Here is a 15,231-nt window from a genome sequence, read left to right as displayed (position 1 = left end):
AGTTCCCGGCTACTTCGCCGGTCGGACCCCGGCCCAGCGGACGATCGCGCTCGACAGGACGGCCGGCCCGGGGGTTCCGGACGACGACTCGGCGAGCAGGGCACCGTCGCCGGGGTCGAACAGGATGACCTGACGGTCCAGCGTCAGCGCCCAGCCGGAGCGGCCGGCCGTGTCGGTGACGCCCGACCGAACGGTCACGCCCGGCACGGCGGCGGCGGCCCGGTACAGCCACGTCCGGGTCCGCTCCGGCACCAGGCCGCCGACCCGCAGCATCGCGCGGACCGCGGCGAACACCTCACCCGGGGAACCGTGGCGAGCCAGCTCACCGGGCGACCGGCGGGGGTGGCCGTCCTGCAGGCCGACGACGCCGCTCAGGGACGGATGGGCGAGCACGTACTCGACCGGCGCCGATTGCCGGGGGTCCCCGGCCGGTACGTCCGCGGCCGGGATCAGGGGCTCGGTGGTGCGTAGCCCGTCGGCGTCGAGGACCGCGCCGCGCCGGGTGCCGCCCTCGGAGAACCAGCGCTCCGCCGACGACGTCCGGACGTAGACGAAGTGGTCCGGGGAGAACGAGCGCACGGTCGACGTCACGGTCGCGTCGAGGTGGTCGAGCCGGGCCCGCACCTCCGCCGCCGGGACGACCGGCCCGGCCGGGACGCTCGGCGCCGGCCGGTCGCGCACGATCGTTCCGGCCAGTGTCGCGACCACCACGGTCAGGGCCAGCGCACCGGCGGCCAGCAGCGGGGCCGCCGGTCGCAGGCGGAACGCCCGCGGGCGGGTCGCCGGTTCGCGCCGGAACTCACGCAGCAGCGCGGCCCGGCGCCCGTCGGCGTCCGGCAGGTCGAGCTCGGCGGTCACCGGGCCACCCGCTCGGTCGGCACCGTGACGTTACGCAGGCGGGCGCGCGCCCGGGAGAGCCGGGACCGCACGGTCCCCACCGGGATCCCGAGGGCCTCGGCCGCCGCCGCGTAGTCCAGCGAGGCGTAGACGCACAGCGCGAACACCTCCCGCTCTCCCCGGCGTAACCGCGCCAGCGCCTCCTGGGCGGCGTGGGCGGCGGCCAGGACGTCGACCCGGTCGGCGACGTCGTCGGCGAAGTCGGGTTCGTGGTGCGGCATCGGCAACCGGCCCATCGCGGCCGCGTGCCGGCGCCGGGCCCGTGCGGTGTTGCGGGCGACGTTCGTGGCGATGCCCAGCAGCCACGGCACCAGCGACTCCCCGCCGGGCCGCACCCGCGAGCGGTTCCGCCAGGCCTCGAGGAACGTCAGCGAGACCACGTCCTCGGCCGCCGACCAGTCGCCGAGCAACCGGTACGCGTGGTTGTAGACGCGCCGGGCGGCCTCGTCGAACAGTTCGCCGAACGCGGCGGAATCACCCGCGCGGACGCGGCTCCGCAGTGAAGTCGTCACACTGATGTCCTGTCCACAGCGGTCACTCAGGTTCCCCGGCTTCACTTCTTGGGCTCGAAACCGACGCCGTTGCGGACCAATCGTTCGACCGGGGCGCCCGGCCGCTCGGCGAACGACAGCGTGTCCCCGGACGCGCTGACGACCGGGCCGGGCCCGCCGGTCACGATCCGCACGAGCGACTGGGGGCCGGGGTACAACGGGCCGGGCTGCCCGCTGAACGCGATGACCGCGTACTGCTTCGGCGCGCCGGCGCGGGTCATCTCGAGCACGACGATCGCGGTCTCGGCCGCGTCGCCGCCGGCCGCCTCCGGCCCCACCTGGGCCGCGGTCGCCCGGAGGTAGACGATCGTCGGGTCCAGTCGCAGCCGCAGCGGGTTCTTTCCGTCCGGCGGCACGAGCGCGACGCCGTCCCGGAACGTCCCGACCGGCCCACCCGACCCCGAGTCGACGCCCGCGACGACCTGTTTCGGATCGTCGACGACGATCGGGAGCTCGTACTCCAGGTTGGCGAAGTCGAGGGTCCGCACCGAGGCGTCCGGATCCCAGCTCTTCTTCGGCAACGAGACGTCCGGCACGCTGCGCTCCGGCGGTTCACGGTAGACGACCAGCGGGCCGCCCACCTCGTGCGTGAGCCCCGAGCGCAGGATCGCCGGGGACGCTTCGTCATCGGAACCGGCCTGGGTGAGCAGCGCGCCGGTGGTCGGGTCGAGCACGATGCGCTGACGCACGCCGTCGGTCGTCAGCGTGAGCGCGACCCCGGTACGGCCGATGACGTCGGTCTCGTCGCGGTCGTAACGCACGCCGGGAACCAGCGCGGCGGCGTGGTAGAGCCAGGTCCGTACCTGGCCGTGCTGGTGCCCGCCCACGCGCAGCATCCGGCGCAGCCGCGCGAACACCGCGGCATCGGAGTCGTCGCCCTGTTCGGCGAGCGCTTTCCGGATCTCCTCGAGGAGCGCCAGCGGCCCGTTCTCGGCGGTGCCGACGCCACCACCCAGCCGGTAGTACGTCGGGTCGGCCGCGATCACGGGCAGCGTGAAGATCGGGCCCGACTGCTTCGTCGCGCCGCTGGACGACTCGGTTGTCGTTCCGCCGACCTCGGTGACCACCGGGCCGTCGCCGTCGGCCGGGAACCATTCCTCCTGGGTCGCGAGCGCACCGCTCGCCGTCCGGACGCGGGACTGCGTGTAGATGTAGTCCGTGGGCCCGAACCCCGGGTTCCGGTACTGCAGGCCGACCTCGTCGGCGCGCGCCAGCACCGCGTCCAGTTCGGGGTCGGACAGCACCGGCGCGGCCGGGCGCACCGCCGGTTGCCCGGCGGTCGGTCCGGCGGTCGGCCCGGTGTCGTTCCGGTCGACGACCTGGGTGACGACGCCGACGACCGCCACCGTGGCGGCCAGCGCGCCGGCCGCCAACGCCGGCACGAGTACCCGCACGCGGCGGCCGGCCGGGCGGGCGGGCGCCCGGTCGAGCTCGCGGAGCAGCGCCGCGCGCCGCGCGTCGGACGCGGGCAGCGGAGCGTCGGGAAGGGGCGACGGGTCCTGTGGGGGAGTGCTCACATCCCTGTCCTGTCCGCCGCGCCCGGACAGGTTCCCGGCTACCCGCCCCGGTGGGAGGAAAGGTAGTCGGTGAAGCGCTCGTCGACCTGCTCGGGGGCGAGGCCGAAGTCGTCGAGCGTGTAGCGGTGCGCGGGTTTCCGGTCGCCGGTGCGGCTCTCCTCGTGCAGCGCGGCCATGGCGGTGCGCGCGGCGTCGGTGAGCTCGAGACCGAAGTGGTCGTAGACGCGTTCCGCGGTGCCGACCGGGTCGGCGACGAACTCCGCGTACTCGACGTCGCAGAACTGCGCCGGGTCGTACTTCGCCCGGTCGGCGCGGAACCGGTCGAGCCCGCGTGACCACAGGTCGAGCTGGTCGCGCCCGACGACGTCGCCGGTGAAACGCGTCGACCACCCGGCGGAGGCCGCCTGCGCGAGGCTGCACACCGACGCCATCGCGGTCCTGGGCGCGCGGTGCGTCTGGATCACCAGCGCGTCGGGGTACGCGGCGAACAGCGCGTCGAGCGCGAACAGGTGGCTGGGGTTCTTGAGCACCCAGCGTTTCCCGGCATCCGGCAGGCCGATCAGCTGCAGGCTGCGCCGGTGCCGGGCGTACGGCGACACCCAGTCGCGCCCGGCCAGCCAGGCCGAGTAACGGGGCAGGTGCGCGAGGCACTCGAACGAGATCGACTCCATCGACTGGCGGAGCAGCTGCCAGCACTCCTCGACCTGGTCGGCCGACATGTAGTGCAGGCCCATGAACTCCGGGTGCTCGACGTGGTGCTGCGCGAACGCGCCCTGGATGCGCTGGTAGAGCGGGTCGGCGTCCCAGGTCTCGCGCGGCGGCCGGGGCTGCGGCGCCTCGGTGAGCCACATCTCCAGCCCCTGGTGCGCCGGGTCGGCGGTGAGGAGCCGGTGCAGCGCGGTGGTGCCGGTGCGGGGGAGCCCGGTGACGAAGATCGGCCGTTCGATGCTCACCTCCGCGTACCCCGGATGCTGCTTCCACGCGGCCTCCGAGAGCAGCCGCGCCACCAACGCGCCCCGCAGGAACGCGCGTTTCACCGCGTTGCCGAGCGGGGTGAGCTCGGCGTCGGCGGCGTAGGACTCCAGCAGGACGGCGAGGCCCTCGCGGTAGTCGTCGTCGCCGAAGTCGTCCAGCCCGGTGATCTTGGTGGCCGAGGCGTGCAGATCCTCGACCGTGCCCACCCTGTCGCGCCCGGCCATCAGTGGTGCCACTCCCCGCAGTTGACGTCGAGGCACTGACCGGTGATGCCGCTGGCCATCGACGAGGCCAGGAACACCACCGCGTCGGCGATCTCGTCGGGTTCGGGCAGCCGGCGCAGGTCCAGGTCGGCCGCGGTCTCGTCGTACACGTCCTTCGACGTCACCCCACGCTCGCCGGCGAGGTAGTCGAAGTACCACTTCAGGTTGTCGGCCCAGATGTAGCCGGGCGCGACCGAGTTGACCCGTACCCCCGACGGCCCGACCTCGGTGGCGAGGTTCTGGGCCAGCGCGAGCAGCGCGGCCTTGGCCATCTTGTAGGGGCCGAACGTCAGCCGGGAGTGGCGGAGCACCGCCGAGTTGATGAAGACGACCGCGCCCGCGCGCTCCTGCAGCGCTGGGAGGAACCGCCGGGTCAGCGCGAGCGCGGCCAGCACGTTGGTCTCGAAGCCGCGCCGGATGCCGTCCGGGTCGACGTCGGACAGTTTCTCCAGTGGCGGGATCGCGAACGCGTTGTTGATCAGCGCGTCGACCCGCCCGAACGCCGTCAGCGCACCCTCGGCGAGTGCCTCGACGTCGGTGTCCTTCCGGATGTCGGTGGGGAACGTGACCGCGCGCCGCCCGAGCGCGGTGACCTCCTTGGCCACCTCGGCCAGTCGCGCTTCGGTGCGCGCGGCCAGCACCACGTCGGCGCCGGCGGCGGCGCTGCGCACGGCGATCGAGCGCCCCAGCCCCGGGCCGACACCCGAGACGACGACCACCTTGTCCTGCAACAGGCCGCTCATCCGAGCATCCGGCGGTTCACGGCCGCCTGCCTGCCGGCGATGCGCTCGGCCCACGCCGGCGGGGTGATCCGCTGGTCCTCGTGGTACGGCAGCCGGTCGGGCAGCTCGCTCACCGGCACCAGCTCGACCGTCGGACCGTCCGCCGCCGTCATCTCGCGGGCCACCCGCTGCCAGCGCAGCTGCACGAAGCCGCGGTCGTGCCCGGTGCGTTCGATCCAGTTCGTCAGCCCCGGGTTCTGCTCGCTGATCACGAACCGGATCAGCCCGTCCGGGTCGGCCTTCGCCTGGTCGGTGGTGAGGCTCGTCTGGTGGTTCTGGTAGTCGAGCGAGATGTACCAGCGGCTGCCGAGCTGCAGGCCCTGGTACGGCGCGTCCGACTTCGGCACGGTGAGCACCATCGCGACGTCGTCGGGCAGGTCGTAGTGGCCGGCCGACGAGTACTGGGTGGAGAGCCCACCGGGCGTGAGGCGGGGTTCGGTCAGCGTGTTCACCGGCAGCTGCAGGTAGAACCACTCGGGGAACTGCAGCCAGGTGCGTAAGCGCGAGAGCAGCATCTTCCCGGCCACCTCGTAGCGCTTGCGCAGCTGCGCGGCGGTGGGCGGCGTCGGCGCCGCACCGGCGGTGTCGACCCGGTGGATGCGGATCTCCCCGCGCGTCTCGGTGGCCCAGTCGCTGAAGACCTCACGCACCGCCAGCGTCGTCGCCTCGGGCGCCAGCGTGACGTAGTTCTTCCTGGCCGGCCCGGGCCCGAACCGCAGCTCGTAGGTGCCGTCCGCGGCCACGTCGATCGACCGGTCGTCGAACGCGGACGGGCTGTCGGGCACCTCGGCGGCCGAGTAGTCCCCGGAGAGCACCTGGAAGCTCAGGTCGCGCGTGGTGCCGCGGCGGCCGGTGACCACGTACTCCGCGTCGGGGCGGAGGTTCGCGCTGAAGTAGAGCGTGTCCGGGTTGTCCAGCGCCATCTTCGTGTACGGGCCGGTGGACTGCACGAAGAACGGGAACTCGCGGTCGTAGGCCCACGCCATGTGCAGCGAGGCCTTGATGCTGCCGGCGAGGTAGTCGTAGCCCTCGAGCAGATCCTGTTCGGTCTTCACGTGGGGGGCGTCGGCGATGATCTTCTCGGCTTCGACGACGGCGTCGGCGAACGGCTGCGTGAACACCGTTGCACCGTAGAACCGGTTCTCGTTATCGGTCAACGGTGGCCCACCGGTTCGCGGTGATGCGGAACTTCGGGAGATCGTCGAGCGAGAGCGTGGACTCGTACGTGCGGTCGTACCCGGTGCGGCTGATGCGCCACGTGCCGTCGGTGTCGCGCGCGTACTCGTCCTGGTAGAACGCCGCGCCCTGGATCACGATCTTGTACTCCGGCGCGATGATCAGGTCGGTGAAGGCCCACCGGCCGGTCGCGGTATCGCCGTTCACCTCGATCTCCGGCTGACCGGCGGCGTGAACGCTGATCAACCCCGGGCCGAGGTTCTCTTTCATGAACGTGATGATCGCGGCGCGGCCGGTGAGCAGTAACCGGTCGCCCATCGCCGGCGTGCCGTAGTCGGCCACCGCGTCGACGGTCAGCGTGTCGGCTAGCTCGTCCCACGCTTTCTGGTCGACGCTGCGCAGGTAGCGGTACTTCAGCTGGCGGATGTCCTCCAGCGTGAGCAGGTGTTCCAGCGTGCGGCTCTCCATCCACACAGCCTCCCGCTTCCTGGCCTCCGGCACAAGAACCTGTTCTAATTCTGAGCCATGACGGTGTCCTACGAGATGACCCACCTGCAGGCGCTGGAAGCCGAAGCGGTCCACATCGTGCGCGAGGTCGCGGCGACGTTCGAGCGGCCGGTGCTGCTGTTCTCCGGCGGTAAGGACTCCGTCGTGATGCTGCACCTGGCGGTGAAGGCGTTCTGGCCCGCGCCGCTGCCGTTCGGTGTCCTGCACGTCGACACCGGCCACAACTTCGACGAGGTACTGGCCTACCGCGACGAGTCCGTCCGCCGGCTCGGCGTCCGCCTGATCGTCGGAAACGTGCAGGACGACATCGACGCCGGCCGCGTCGTCGAGGAGACCGGCCCCGGCGCCAGCCGCAACCGCCTCCAGACCACGACGTTGCTGCGGACGATCGGCGAGCACCGTTTCGACGCGGTGTTCGGTGGGGCCCGGCGCGACGAGGAGAAGGCCAGGGCCAAGGAGCGGGTGTTCAGCTTCCGCGACAAGCACGGCCAGTGGGATCCGCGCGGCCAGCGGCCCGAGCTCTGGAACCTCTACAACGGCCGGCACCGGCCGGGCGAGCACATCCGAGTGTTCCCGCTGTCGAACTGGACCGAGCTCGACATCTGGCGCTACATCCGCGACGAGCACATCGAGTTGCCCTCGCTCTACTACGCGCACCGCCGCCCGGTCGTCGCGCGCGACGGGATGCTGCTCGCGCACACCCGGCACCTGGCGCTGCTGCCCGGCGAGGAGCCGGTGGAGGCGCTCGTGCGGTTCCGCACGGTCGGCGACGCCACCTGCACCGGCTGCGTGGAGTCGTCCGCGGCCACCCCGGACGACGTCGTGACCGAGATCGCGGCCACCCGCGTCACCGAGCGCGGTGCCACCCGCGCCGACGACCGGATCTCCGCCGCCGGCATGGAAGACCGCAAGCGGGAGGGGTACTTCTAAATGAAGTCGCTACGTGTCGCCACCGCCGGTTCCGTCGACGACGGCAAATCCACGCTGGTCGGGCGGCTGCTCTACGACTCCAAGGCGACGTTCACCGACCAGCTCGCCGCGGTCGAGCAGGCCAGCCGCGACCGGGGCGAGGAACTCAACCTCGCGCTGCTCACCGACGGGCTGCGGGCCGAACGCGAACAGGGCATCACGATCGACGTCGCCTACCGGTACTTCGCGACGCCGAAGCGCTCGTTCGTCATCGCCGACACCCCCGGGCACATCCAGTACACCCGCAACATGGTGACCGGCGCGTCCACCGCCGATCTCGCGTTGATCCTGGTCGACGCGGTGAACGGGCTCACCGAGCAGTCCCGGCGGCACGCGTTCCTGGCCAGCCTCCTCGGCGTGCCGCACGTGGTGCTGTGCGTGAACAAGATGGACCTCGTCGGCTGGTCGGCGGAGCGGTTCGAGGAGATCAGCACCGACTTCACGAACTTCGCCGCCCGGCTGGAGGTGCCCGATCTCTCGGTCGTGCCGGTGTCCGCGCTGCTCGGCGACAACGTGGTGCACCGCGGCGCGAACATGCCCTGGTACGAGGGGTTGCCGTTGCTGCACCACCTGGAGCAGGTGCACGTGGCGTCCGACCGCAACCTCATCGACGCCCGGTTCCCGGTGCAGTACGTGGTGCGTTCACCCGGCTTCCGCGGGTACGCCGGCACGCTCGGCGGCGGTGTGCTGCGCCCCGGCGACGAGGTCGTGGCGCTGCCCGGCGGCTTCACCACCACGGTGCGCGCGCTGTGGGGGCCCGGTGGCGTCCGCCTCGACGAGGCGTTCGCGCCGCAGGCGGTCACCGTGCAGCTCGCCGACGAGATCGACGTCGGCCGCGGCGACCTGCTCTGCCGTCCGGGCAACCGGCCGCACGTCGGCACCGACCTCGACGCGCTGGTCTGCTGGTTCTCCGACCGCAGCGCGCTCGACGTCGGCGGCCGCTACGTGCTGCGCCACACCACCCGGGAGACGCGGGCGAAGGTCGGGGCGCTGGAGTACCGGCTGGACGTCACCACGCTGCACCGCGATCCGGACGCCACCGAGCTGCGGCTCAACCAGATCGGCCGGGTGCGGCTGCACACGCAGGCACCGCTGACCTACGACCCGTACCGGCGCAACCGCGCCACCGGCGGGTTCATCCTGGTCGACGAGGTGACGAACGAGACGGTCGCGGCCGGGATGATCACCGGGCCCGCGGTCGCGTCGTCCTCGGTGCGCTGGCACTCGTCCGGCGTCACCCGCGACGACCGGGCGACACACGGCGGCACGGTGTGGCTGACCGGGCTGCCGGCGTCGGGCAAGTCGTCGGTGGCGGTGGAGCTGGAGCGGCGCCTGGTCGCGGCCGGGCGCCCGGCGTACCTGCTCGACGGCGACAACCTGCGTCACGGGCTCTGCGCGGACCTGGGCTTCTCCCGCGAGGACCGGGCCGAGAACGTCCGGCGGGTCGGCGAGGTCGCCAAGCTGTTCGCCGACGCCGGAGCGGTCGCGGTGGTGTCGCTGGTCAGCCCGTACCGCGCCGACCGGGACGCGGTCCGTGCCGCCCACCGCGAGGCCGGCCTGCCGTTCTACGAGGTCTTCGTGGACACCCCGGTCGAGGTGTGCGCGTCCCGCGACCCGAAGGGCCTCTACGCCCGCGGCGAGCCGGGCCTGACCGGCGTGGACGCCCCCTACGAGGCCCCACCCGCCCCCGAGGCCGTCCTCCGCCCCGACGACGGCGACCCGGCCACGATGGCGGCCACACTGGCCGACCTGCTCGACGGCTGACGCGGTGTGGCCTGCGGATCGGTGGCCGGTATGAATCGGAGTCCGGAGCGGAGAGGTCGCCGAGAGCGCTAGGCGACCGATGCCGAAGGAAGGACGCCGGCGTCAGCCGCAGCGGGGAGTCGCCGATCCGGCGTATTGAGGACGTCGACAGCCCGGCTGTGCCGTGGCCGGATAGCGCCGCGGGCGCCGCCCGGACTGATGTCCATCTCCGTGAAGGCGGGGTACCGCCGACCTCACGGGTGCCCTCCAACCACCCTGGCTCGGGCTCTGGATGGACACTGGTGCTCAGCCTCGTTGTCGTCCCTCGTGTCGCTAGCGCGACGGACGTGGTCAGAGTCTGTTCGCACAATCGACTCGGCGGTCAGTTCTACTGCGGTGGTCCCTACGGGGAAACCGGTGAGGCCTGGCATACCTACCCGAACGGCGCGCAGCAGATTTTTGTCGTCGGCCTCGATCACTCGGTCTGGACGCGGGACAGCGGCTCCGGTCGGTGGAGCGACTGGGGCTCCTACAGCGGTCAGCTCTACAGCGGCGTCCGGACCAGCAACAGCAACGAGTGGATTTACTCGATCGCGGCGATCGGTTCCCACAACCGGTGGTGGTACCGCGACCGGCAGAACGACGGATGGACCAACTGGCACATGTCCGGGTGGCTCGACTAGGTACTGCCGAAGCCCGGCGTGAGCCCGGGCCGCTACAGCACGCAGCGCGGGGTTGATACCCAGCCGTTCCACGCCGCCGCGCGCAGGGATCCCGGCGACCCGGAGCACCTGGAGGGCGGGCGAGGCTCGGTGGACGCACCCGGTGTTCGTCGAGGTCACGACCCGTCGCTCGCGGCCTGACCGGCTTCCCCGGCTCGGCCGCGAGCGGCGGCGGCCGGTCGGTCACCCGGACCGTGCCCGGTGGCGGAGCGCGAGGCGCGTGCGGGCGGCAAGTACCCAACGAGTGGACGCGATCACAGTCGGCTCTGGACACGGCGACGTGGGATGCGTCATAGTCGGTCGCGGCATACTGCATACAGTATGGCTAGGAGGTTCCCGCGATGAGCTTCACCCTCGTTTCCGACTTCCACGGCCGGCAGTACCGGGTGGGGGAGAACGCCACCGAGCTGATCGGCCGGTCCCGGGCCTGGATGCTCCGCGCTCCGCTGGTCGCGATGGCGGCGGCCGGGCTGCTGCAGTACGGGCTGGCGGCCACGCTGCCCGCGCTGGCCGGCGCCAACGGCTGGCGCAGCACCGACGTGCTGTGCGTGCTCGGGCTGTGGGTCGCGTGCCAGGCCGGCGTCGCGGCCCCGGCCACCGCCCTGTACCGCCGGGCCGGTGCGCGCCTGCTGTTCCCGGCCGCGGTGCTGTGCGCGGTCGGGCTCGCGACGCCGGCCCACACCGGCAGCCTTCCGCTCGTGCTGCTGGGGTACTCGGTGCTCGGCGGGCTCGGGGCCGGGCTGGTCTACGTGGTGTGCATCGGGGTGGCCACCGAGTGGTTCCCGGAGCGGATCGCGAGCGTCACCGGCGCGGTCAGCGGCGCGTTCGCCTACGGTGCGGTGCCGTTCATGGCGGTCGCGTACGTCGTCGACGCCCGGCCGGTCCTGTTCGACGTCGCGGCCGTGCTGGTGGCGGTCGCGGTCACCGGCGCCGCGCTGGTGGTGCGCCGGCCGCCGGAGCACTGGTGGCCGGCCGAGATCGACCCCCGGCTCTGGGCGCTGGACCGCCGCCTGAACCGGAGCATCCCGAACAACGCGCCCGCGATCCGGTCGTACCGTCCGGCGGACGCCTGGCGCAGCGGGATGTTGCCGCTGATGTGGGCGCTGGTCGGGGTGATCGCCGCGATGGCGCTGTTCGATCTCGGGTATCTCGCCCTGGCCGGGAGCGAACTCGGCATCGGCGTGCTCGCGCTGGCCACCGGGCTGGCCCGGGTGGTCACCGGGCGGCTGTCCGACCGTCTCGGGCGTCGCCGGATGCTGATGGCCGCGCTGCTGCTCGGTGGGCTGGCCCAGTTCGGGCTGCTGGCCGGGAGCGCGCCGGGGCCGGTCGTGGTGTCGGCGGCGATCGCCGGTGCCGGTACCGGCGCCGGGTACTCGCTGCTCGTCGGCCTGGTGCGTGACTGGTTCGGCGACGAGGCGACGCTCTCCAACTACGGCCTCGTCTACACCGGCAAGGCGGTCGGCGGGGCGGTGGGCCTGCTGCTGGTGGCGGCCGGCTCTCCGGCGCGCGGTGACCTCGCCGCGATCGTCGTGGTCGGTGCGCTCGGGGTGGCCGGGGCCTGCGCCGCGAGCCTGCTCCGCCGGCCGGGACGCCCGGCCCTGCGCCTCCCCGGCCGCTAGGCCCCCGACCAGCCACTTCGGATCGATTCCCGCAATCGGTGGACACCGCGGTGTGAACTGCGCCACCATACTGATCACGTCATACGGTATGCAATATGCAAGAGCCGACGACGCAGGAGGACGACGATGGGCAAGGCACTCGACGGAATCCGAATCCTCGACATGACGCACGTCCAATCCGGACCTTCCGCCACCCAGCTGCTCGCCTGGCTGGGAGCGGACGTCATCAAGCTCGAAGCCCCCGGCAAGGGCGACATCACCCGGGGCCAGTTACGCGACGTGCCCGACGTCGACAGCCTGTATTTCACGATGCTGAACTGCAACAAGCGCAGCATCACCGTGAACATGAAGTCCGACGAGGGCAAGGAGATCTTCACCCGGCTGGTCGGTGAGGCCGACGTGCTGGTGGAGAACTTCGGACCGGGTGTCGTCGACCGTTTCGGGTTCTCCTGGGAGCGGCTGCAGGAACTCAACTCCGGCCTGATCTACGCCTCGATCAAGGGCTTCGGCCCGGGCCGGTACGCCGGGTTCAAGGCCTACGAGGTCGTGGCCCAGGCCATGGGCGGCTCGATGAGCACGACCGGCTACGAGGACGGGCCGCCGACCGCCACCGGCGCGCAGATCGGCGACTCCGGCACCGGCGTGCACCTGGTCGCCGGCATCCTCGCCGCGCTCTACCAGCGCACGCGGACCGGCCGCGGGCAGCGCGTGCAGGTCGCGATGCAGGACGCGGTGCTCAACCTCTGCCGGGTGAAGCTGCGTGACCAGCAGCGGCTGGCCCACGGCCCGCTCGGCGAGTACCCCAACGACCACTTCGGCGACGAGGTGCCGCGCTCGGGCAACGCGTCCGGCGGCGGCCAGCCCGGCTGGGCGGTGAAGTGCGCGCCCGGCGGCCCCAACGACTACATCTACGTGATCGTCCAGCCCACCGGCTGGGCGCCGATCGCCAAGCTCATCGGCCGGCCCGAGCTCGCCGACGACCCGGCCTGGAGCACCCCGAAGGCGCGGCTGAACAAGCTCGACAAGATGTTCGCGCTGATCGAGGAGTGGACCGAGAAGCACACCAAGTGGGCCGTGATGGAGGACCTGAACGCCCACGACATCCCCTGCGGCCCGATCCTCTCCACCCGCGAACTCATCGAGGACGACACGCTCGCGCAGCTCGGCTCGGTCGTCGAGGTCGACCACCCGGAGCGCGGCGCGTTCAAGACCGTCGGCATGCCGATCAAGCTGTCCGATTCACCCGTCGACGTCGAGCGGTCACCCCTGCTCGGCGAACACACCGACCAGGTGCTGGCCGAGCTCGGGCTGGCCGACCGCGCCGACGCGTTCCGCGCCGCCGGCGCGATCTGAGGAGGCTGGAGATGGCTTACGACACCGACGCGGTCCGGCGGGTGCTCGACGCGGCGAAGGGGCGGGACGCGCTGACCGCGCCCGAGGGCCGGGCGATCGTCGAGGCGTACGGCATCCGCACGCCCGGCGAGGGCCTCGCCACCAACCCCGAGGACGCGGTCGCCGTCGCCACGACGATCGGCTTCCCGGTCGTGATGAAGATCGTCTCGCCGGACATCCTGCACAAGACCGAGGCCGGCGGAGTGATCGTCGGCGTGGCCGACGGCGCGGCGGCCGCGGAGGCCTACCGCACGATCGTGCGCAACGCCCGCGAGTACGACGCCGGCGCCCCCATCGTCGGCGTCCAGGTGCAGGAGCAGCTCACCCGCGGCCACGAGGTGATCGTCGGCGCGGTCACCGACCCGACGTTCGGCAAGATCGTCGCGTTCGGCCTCGGCGGCGTGCTGGTCGAGGTGCTCAAGGACGTGACGTTCCGGCTGGCCCCGACGTCGCCGGACACCGCCCGCTCGATGGTCGAGGGCATCAAGGCCGCCGAGATCCTCCGCGGTGTGCGCGGGGCCGAGCCGGCCGACACCGAGGCGCTCGCGGACCTCATCACGAAGGTGTCCGACCTGGTCACCGACTTCCCGGAGATCTCCGAGGTCGACCTCAACCCGGTGCTGGCCACCAGCGACGGCGCCACCGCGGTGGACGTCCGGATCCTGGTCGACCCGGAGGCGGCGAAGACCCCGGTGCGCTTCGAGCGCGAGGAGATCCTCGCGTCGATGAACCGGATCATGCGCCCGGCCGCGGTCGCGGTGATCGGGGCCTCCGGCGAGGACGGCAAGATCGGCAACTCGGTGATGAAGAACCTGGTCAACGGCGGCTACCAGGGGCGCATCCACCCGGTGAACCCGAAGGCGTCCGAGATCCTCGGGCGCCCCGCCGTCAAGAGCATCACCGACATCGACGGTGACGTCGACGTGGCGATCTTCGCGATCCCGGCGAAGTTCGTGCCGCAGGCCCTGGAGGAAGCCGGGGCCAAGGGGGTGGCCGGCGCGATCCTGATCCCGTCCGGCTTCGGCGAGACCGGCAACCACGATCTCCAGGACGAGGTCGTCGAGATCGCCCGCAAGCACGGGGTACGCATCCTCGGGCCGAACATCTACGGCTACTACTACACCCCCGAGCACCTCTCGGCGACGTTCTGCACGCCCTACGACGTGCCGGGCGGCGTCGCGCTCTCCTCGCAGAGCGGCGGCATCGGGATGGCGATCCTCGGCTTCAGCCGCTCGGCCCGGATGGGCGTGTCGGCGATCGTCGGCGTCGGCAACAAGGCCGACATCGACGAGGACGACCTGCTGACGTTCTTCGAGGACGACCCGAACACGCACCTGATCGCGATGCACCTCGAGGACCTGAAGGACGGGCGGGCGTTCGCGGAGACCGCGCAGCGCGTGTCGAAACAGAAGCCGGTGATCGTGCTGAAGGCCGGCCGCACGTCGGCGGGCGCTCGGGCGGCCGGTTCGCACACCGGCGCGCTGGCCGGTGACGACGCGGTCTACGACGACATCCTGCGGGAGAGCGGCGTGATCCGGGCGCCCGGGCTCAACGACATGCTCGAGTACGCCCGGGGCGTGCCGCTGCTGCCCACGCCGAAGGGCGAGAACGTCGTGATCATCACCGGGGCCGGCGGCTCCGGGGTGCTCCTCTCCGACGCCTGCGTCGACAACGGGTTGTCGTTGATGACGATCCCGGGCGACCTCGACGAGGCGTTCCGCGCGTTCATCCCGCCGTTCGGCGCGGCCGGCAACCCGGTCGACATCACCGGCGGGGAACCTCCCTCCACCTACCGCAACACCGTGGCCCTGGGCCTGGCGGATCCCCGGATCCACTCCTTGATCCTGGGCTACTGGCACACGATCGTGACGCCACCGATGACGTTCGCCGAACTCGTCGTCGACGTGGTGGAGGAGTTCCGGGCCAAGGGGATCCACAAGCCGGTCGTGGCCTCGCTCTCCGGTGACGTCGAGGTCGAGGAAGCCAGCGAGTTCCTGTACCGGCACGGGATCGTGGCCTACCCCTACACGACCGAGAAGCCGGTTGCGGTTCTCGGCGCCAAGTACCGATGGGCCCGCGCCGCGGGCCTGCTCTAACGAACCACGGCGGTGAACAGCG

The 15,231-nt window shown here is 71.9% G+C and carries 13 protein-coding genes; 6 read left to right on the top strand and 7 right to left on the bottom strand.

What is annotated here, in order from left to right; genetic code table 11:
* Positions 1–9: 9 nt before the first annotated feature.
* From ABD437_RS10990 to ABD437_RS10960, 7 genes are read right to left on the bottom strand one after another with little or no spacing between them, the layout of a single operon-like run.
* The gene (locus ABD437_RS10990) at positions 10–858 is read right to left on the bottom strand and encodes a hypothetical protein (RefSeq protein ID WP_344648686.1); all 849 of its coding nucleotides are present in this window, start codon (positions 856–858) and stop codon (positions 10–12) included.
* Positions 855–1,409 (bottom strand): RNA polymerase sigma factor, encoded by a 555-nt coding sequence (locus ABD437_RS10985; RefSeq protein ID WP_344648685.1) that lies wholly within the window; start codon positions 1,407–1,409, stop codon positions 855–857. The genes ABD437_RS10990 and ABD437_RS10985 overlap by 4 nt, the downstream gene beginning before the upstream one ends.
* Before the next feature lie 41 nt (positions 1,410–1,450).
* Positions 1,451–2,965, bottom strand: coding sequence for a hypothetical protein (locus ABD437_RS10980; RefSeq protein ID WP_344648684.1), 1,515 nt, complete (start codon positions 2,963–2,965; stop codon positions 1,451–1,453).
* Positions 2,966–3,003: 38 nt separating this feature from the next.
* Complete coding sequence (locus ABD437_RS10975) at positions 3,004–4,167, bottom strand: sulfotransferase family protein (protein WP_344648703.1); 1,164 nt, start codon at positions 4,165–4,167, stop codon at positions 3,004–3,006.
* Positions 4,164–4,946 (bottom strand): SDR family oxidoreductase, encoded by a 783-nt coding sequence (locus ABD437_RS10970; protein ID WP_344648683.1) that lies wholly within the window; start codon positions 4,944–4,946, stop codon positions 4,164–4,166. The genes ABD437_RS10975 and ABD437_RS10970 overlap by 4 nt, the downstream gene beginning before the upstream one ends.
* Complete coding sequence (locus ABD437_RS10965; protein ID WP_344648682.1) at positions 4,943–6,106, bottom strand: hypothetical protein; 1,164 nt, start codon at positions 6,104–6,106, stop codon at positions 4,943–4,945. Before ABD437_RS10965 ends, ABD437_RS10970 begins: the two co-directional genes overlap by 4 nt.
* 25 nt (positions 6,107–6,131) lie before the next feature.
* On the bottom strand, positions 6,132–6,629 hold the full coding sequence (locus tag ABD437_RS10960) for a nuclear transport factor 2 family protein (RefSeq protein WP_344648681.1): 498 nt from the start codon (positions 6,627–6,629) through the stop codon (positions 6,132–6,134).
* 57 nt (positions 6,630–6,686) lie between these two features.
* Here ABD437_RS10960 and cysD point away from each other — a divergent pair, with 57 nt between their 5' ends.
* From cysD to ABD437_RS10930, 6 genes are all read left to right on the top strand, one after another.
* A complete protein-coding gene (gene cysD, locus ABD437_RS10955) occupies positions 6,687–7,598 on the top strand; it encodes a sulfate adenylyltransferase subunit CysD (RefSeq protein WP_344648680.1) in 912 nt (303 codons plus the stop codon).
* The gene (gene cysC, locus ABD437_RS10950; protein ID WP_344648679.1) at positions 7,599–9,401 is read left to right on the top strand and encodes an adenylyl-sulfate kinase; all 1,803 of its coding nucleotides are present in this window, start codon (positions 7,599–7,601) and stop codon (positions 9,399–9,401) included. It abuts the gene before it with no gap.
* A gap of 326 nt (positions 9,402–9,727) precedes the next feature.
* Positions 9,728–10,063: a hypothetical protein gene (locus ABD437_RS10945; protein ID WP_344648678.1), complete on the top strand. Its 336-nt coding sequence runs from the start codon at positions 9,728–9,730 to the stop codon at positions 10,061–10,063.
* Positions 10,064–10,443: 380 nt separating this feature from the next.
* Complete coding sequence (locus ABD437_RS10940; protein WP_344648677.1) at positions 10,444–11,721, top strand: MFS transporter; 1,278 nt, start codon at positions 10,444–10,446, stop codon at positions 11,719–11,721.
* Positions 11,722–11,847: 126 nt separating this feature from the next.
* A complete protein-coding gene (gene frc, locus ABD437_RS10935; RefSeq protein WP_344648676.1) occupies positions 11,848–13,074 on the top strand; it encodes a formyl-CoA transferase in 1,227 nt (408 codons plus the stop codon).
* Between the two features lie 11 nt (positions 13,075–13,085).
* A complete protein-coding gene (locus ABD437_RS10930; RefSeq protein ID WP_344648675.1) occupies positions 13,086–15,209 on the top strand; it encodes an acetate--CoA ligase family protein in 2,124 nt (707 codons plus the stop codon).
* Positions 15,210–15,231 lie beyond the last annotated feature (22 nt).

Source organism: Cryptosporangium japonicum, assembly GCF_039524755.1.
GTDB classification, from domain to species: Bacteria; Actinomycetota; Actinomycetes; order Mycobacteriales; family Cryptosporangiaceae; genus Cryptosporangium; species Cryptosporangium japonicum.
The sequence above is the reverse complement of the archived record's forward strand: the minus strand, read 5'-3'. Positions and strand labels throughout refer to the sequence as shown.

Bases quoted from the DNA above. Each gene is read 5' to 3' on its own strand.
- cysC (WP_344648679.1), top strand. From the start codon at position 7,599: ATGAAGTCGCTACGTGTCGCCACCGCCGGTTCCGTCGACGACGGCAAA.
- ABD437_RS10970 (WP_344648683.1), bottom strand. From the start codon at position 4,946: ATGAGCGGCCTGTTGCAGGACAAGGTGGTCGTCGTCTCGGGTGTCGGC.
- ABD437_RS10940 (WP_344648677.1), top strand. From the start codon at position 10,444: ATGAGCTTCACCCTCGTTTCCGACTTCCACGGCCGGCAGTACCGGGTG.
- cysD (WP_344648680.1), top strand. From the start codon at position 6,687: ATGACGGTGTCCTACGAGATGACCCACCTGCAGGCGCTGGAAGCCGAA.
- frc (WP_344648676.1), top strand. From the start codon at position 11,848: ATGGGCAAGGCACTCGACGGAATCCGAATCCTCGACATGACGCACGTC.
- ABD437_RS10930 (WP_344648675.1), top strand. From the start codon at position 13,086: ATGGCTTACGACACCGACGCGGTCCGGCGGGTGCTCGACGCGGCGAAG.
- ABD437_RS10960 (WP_344648681.1), bottom strand. From the start codon at position 6,629: ATGGAGAGCCGCACGCTGGAACACCTGCTCACGCTGGAGGACATCCGC.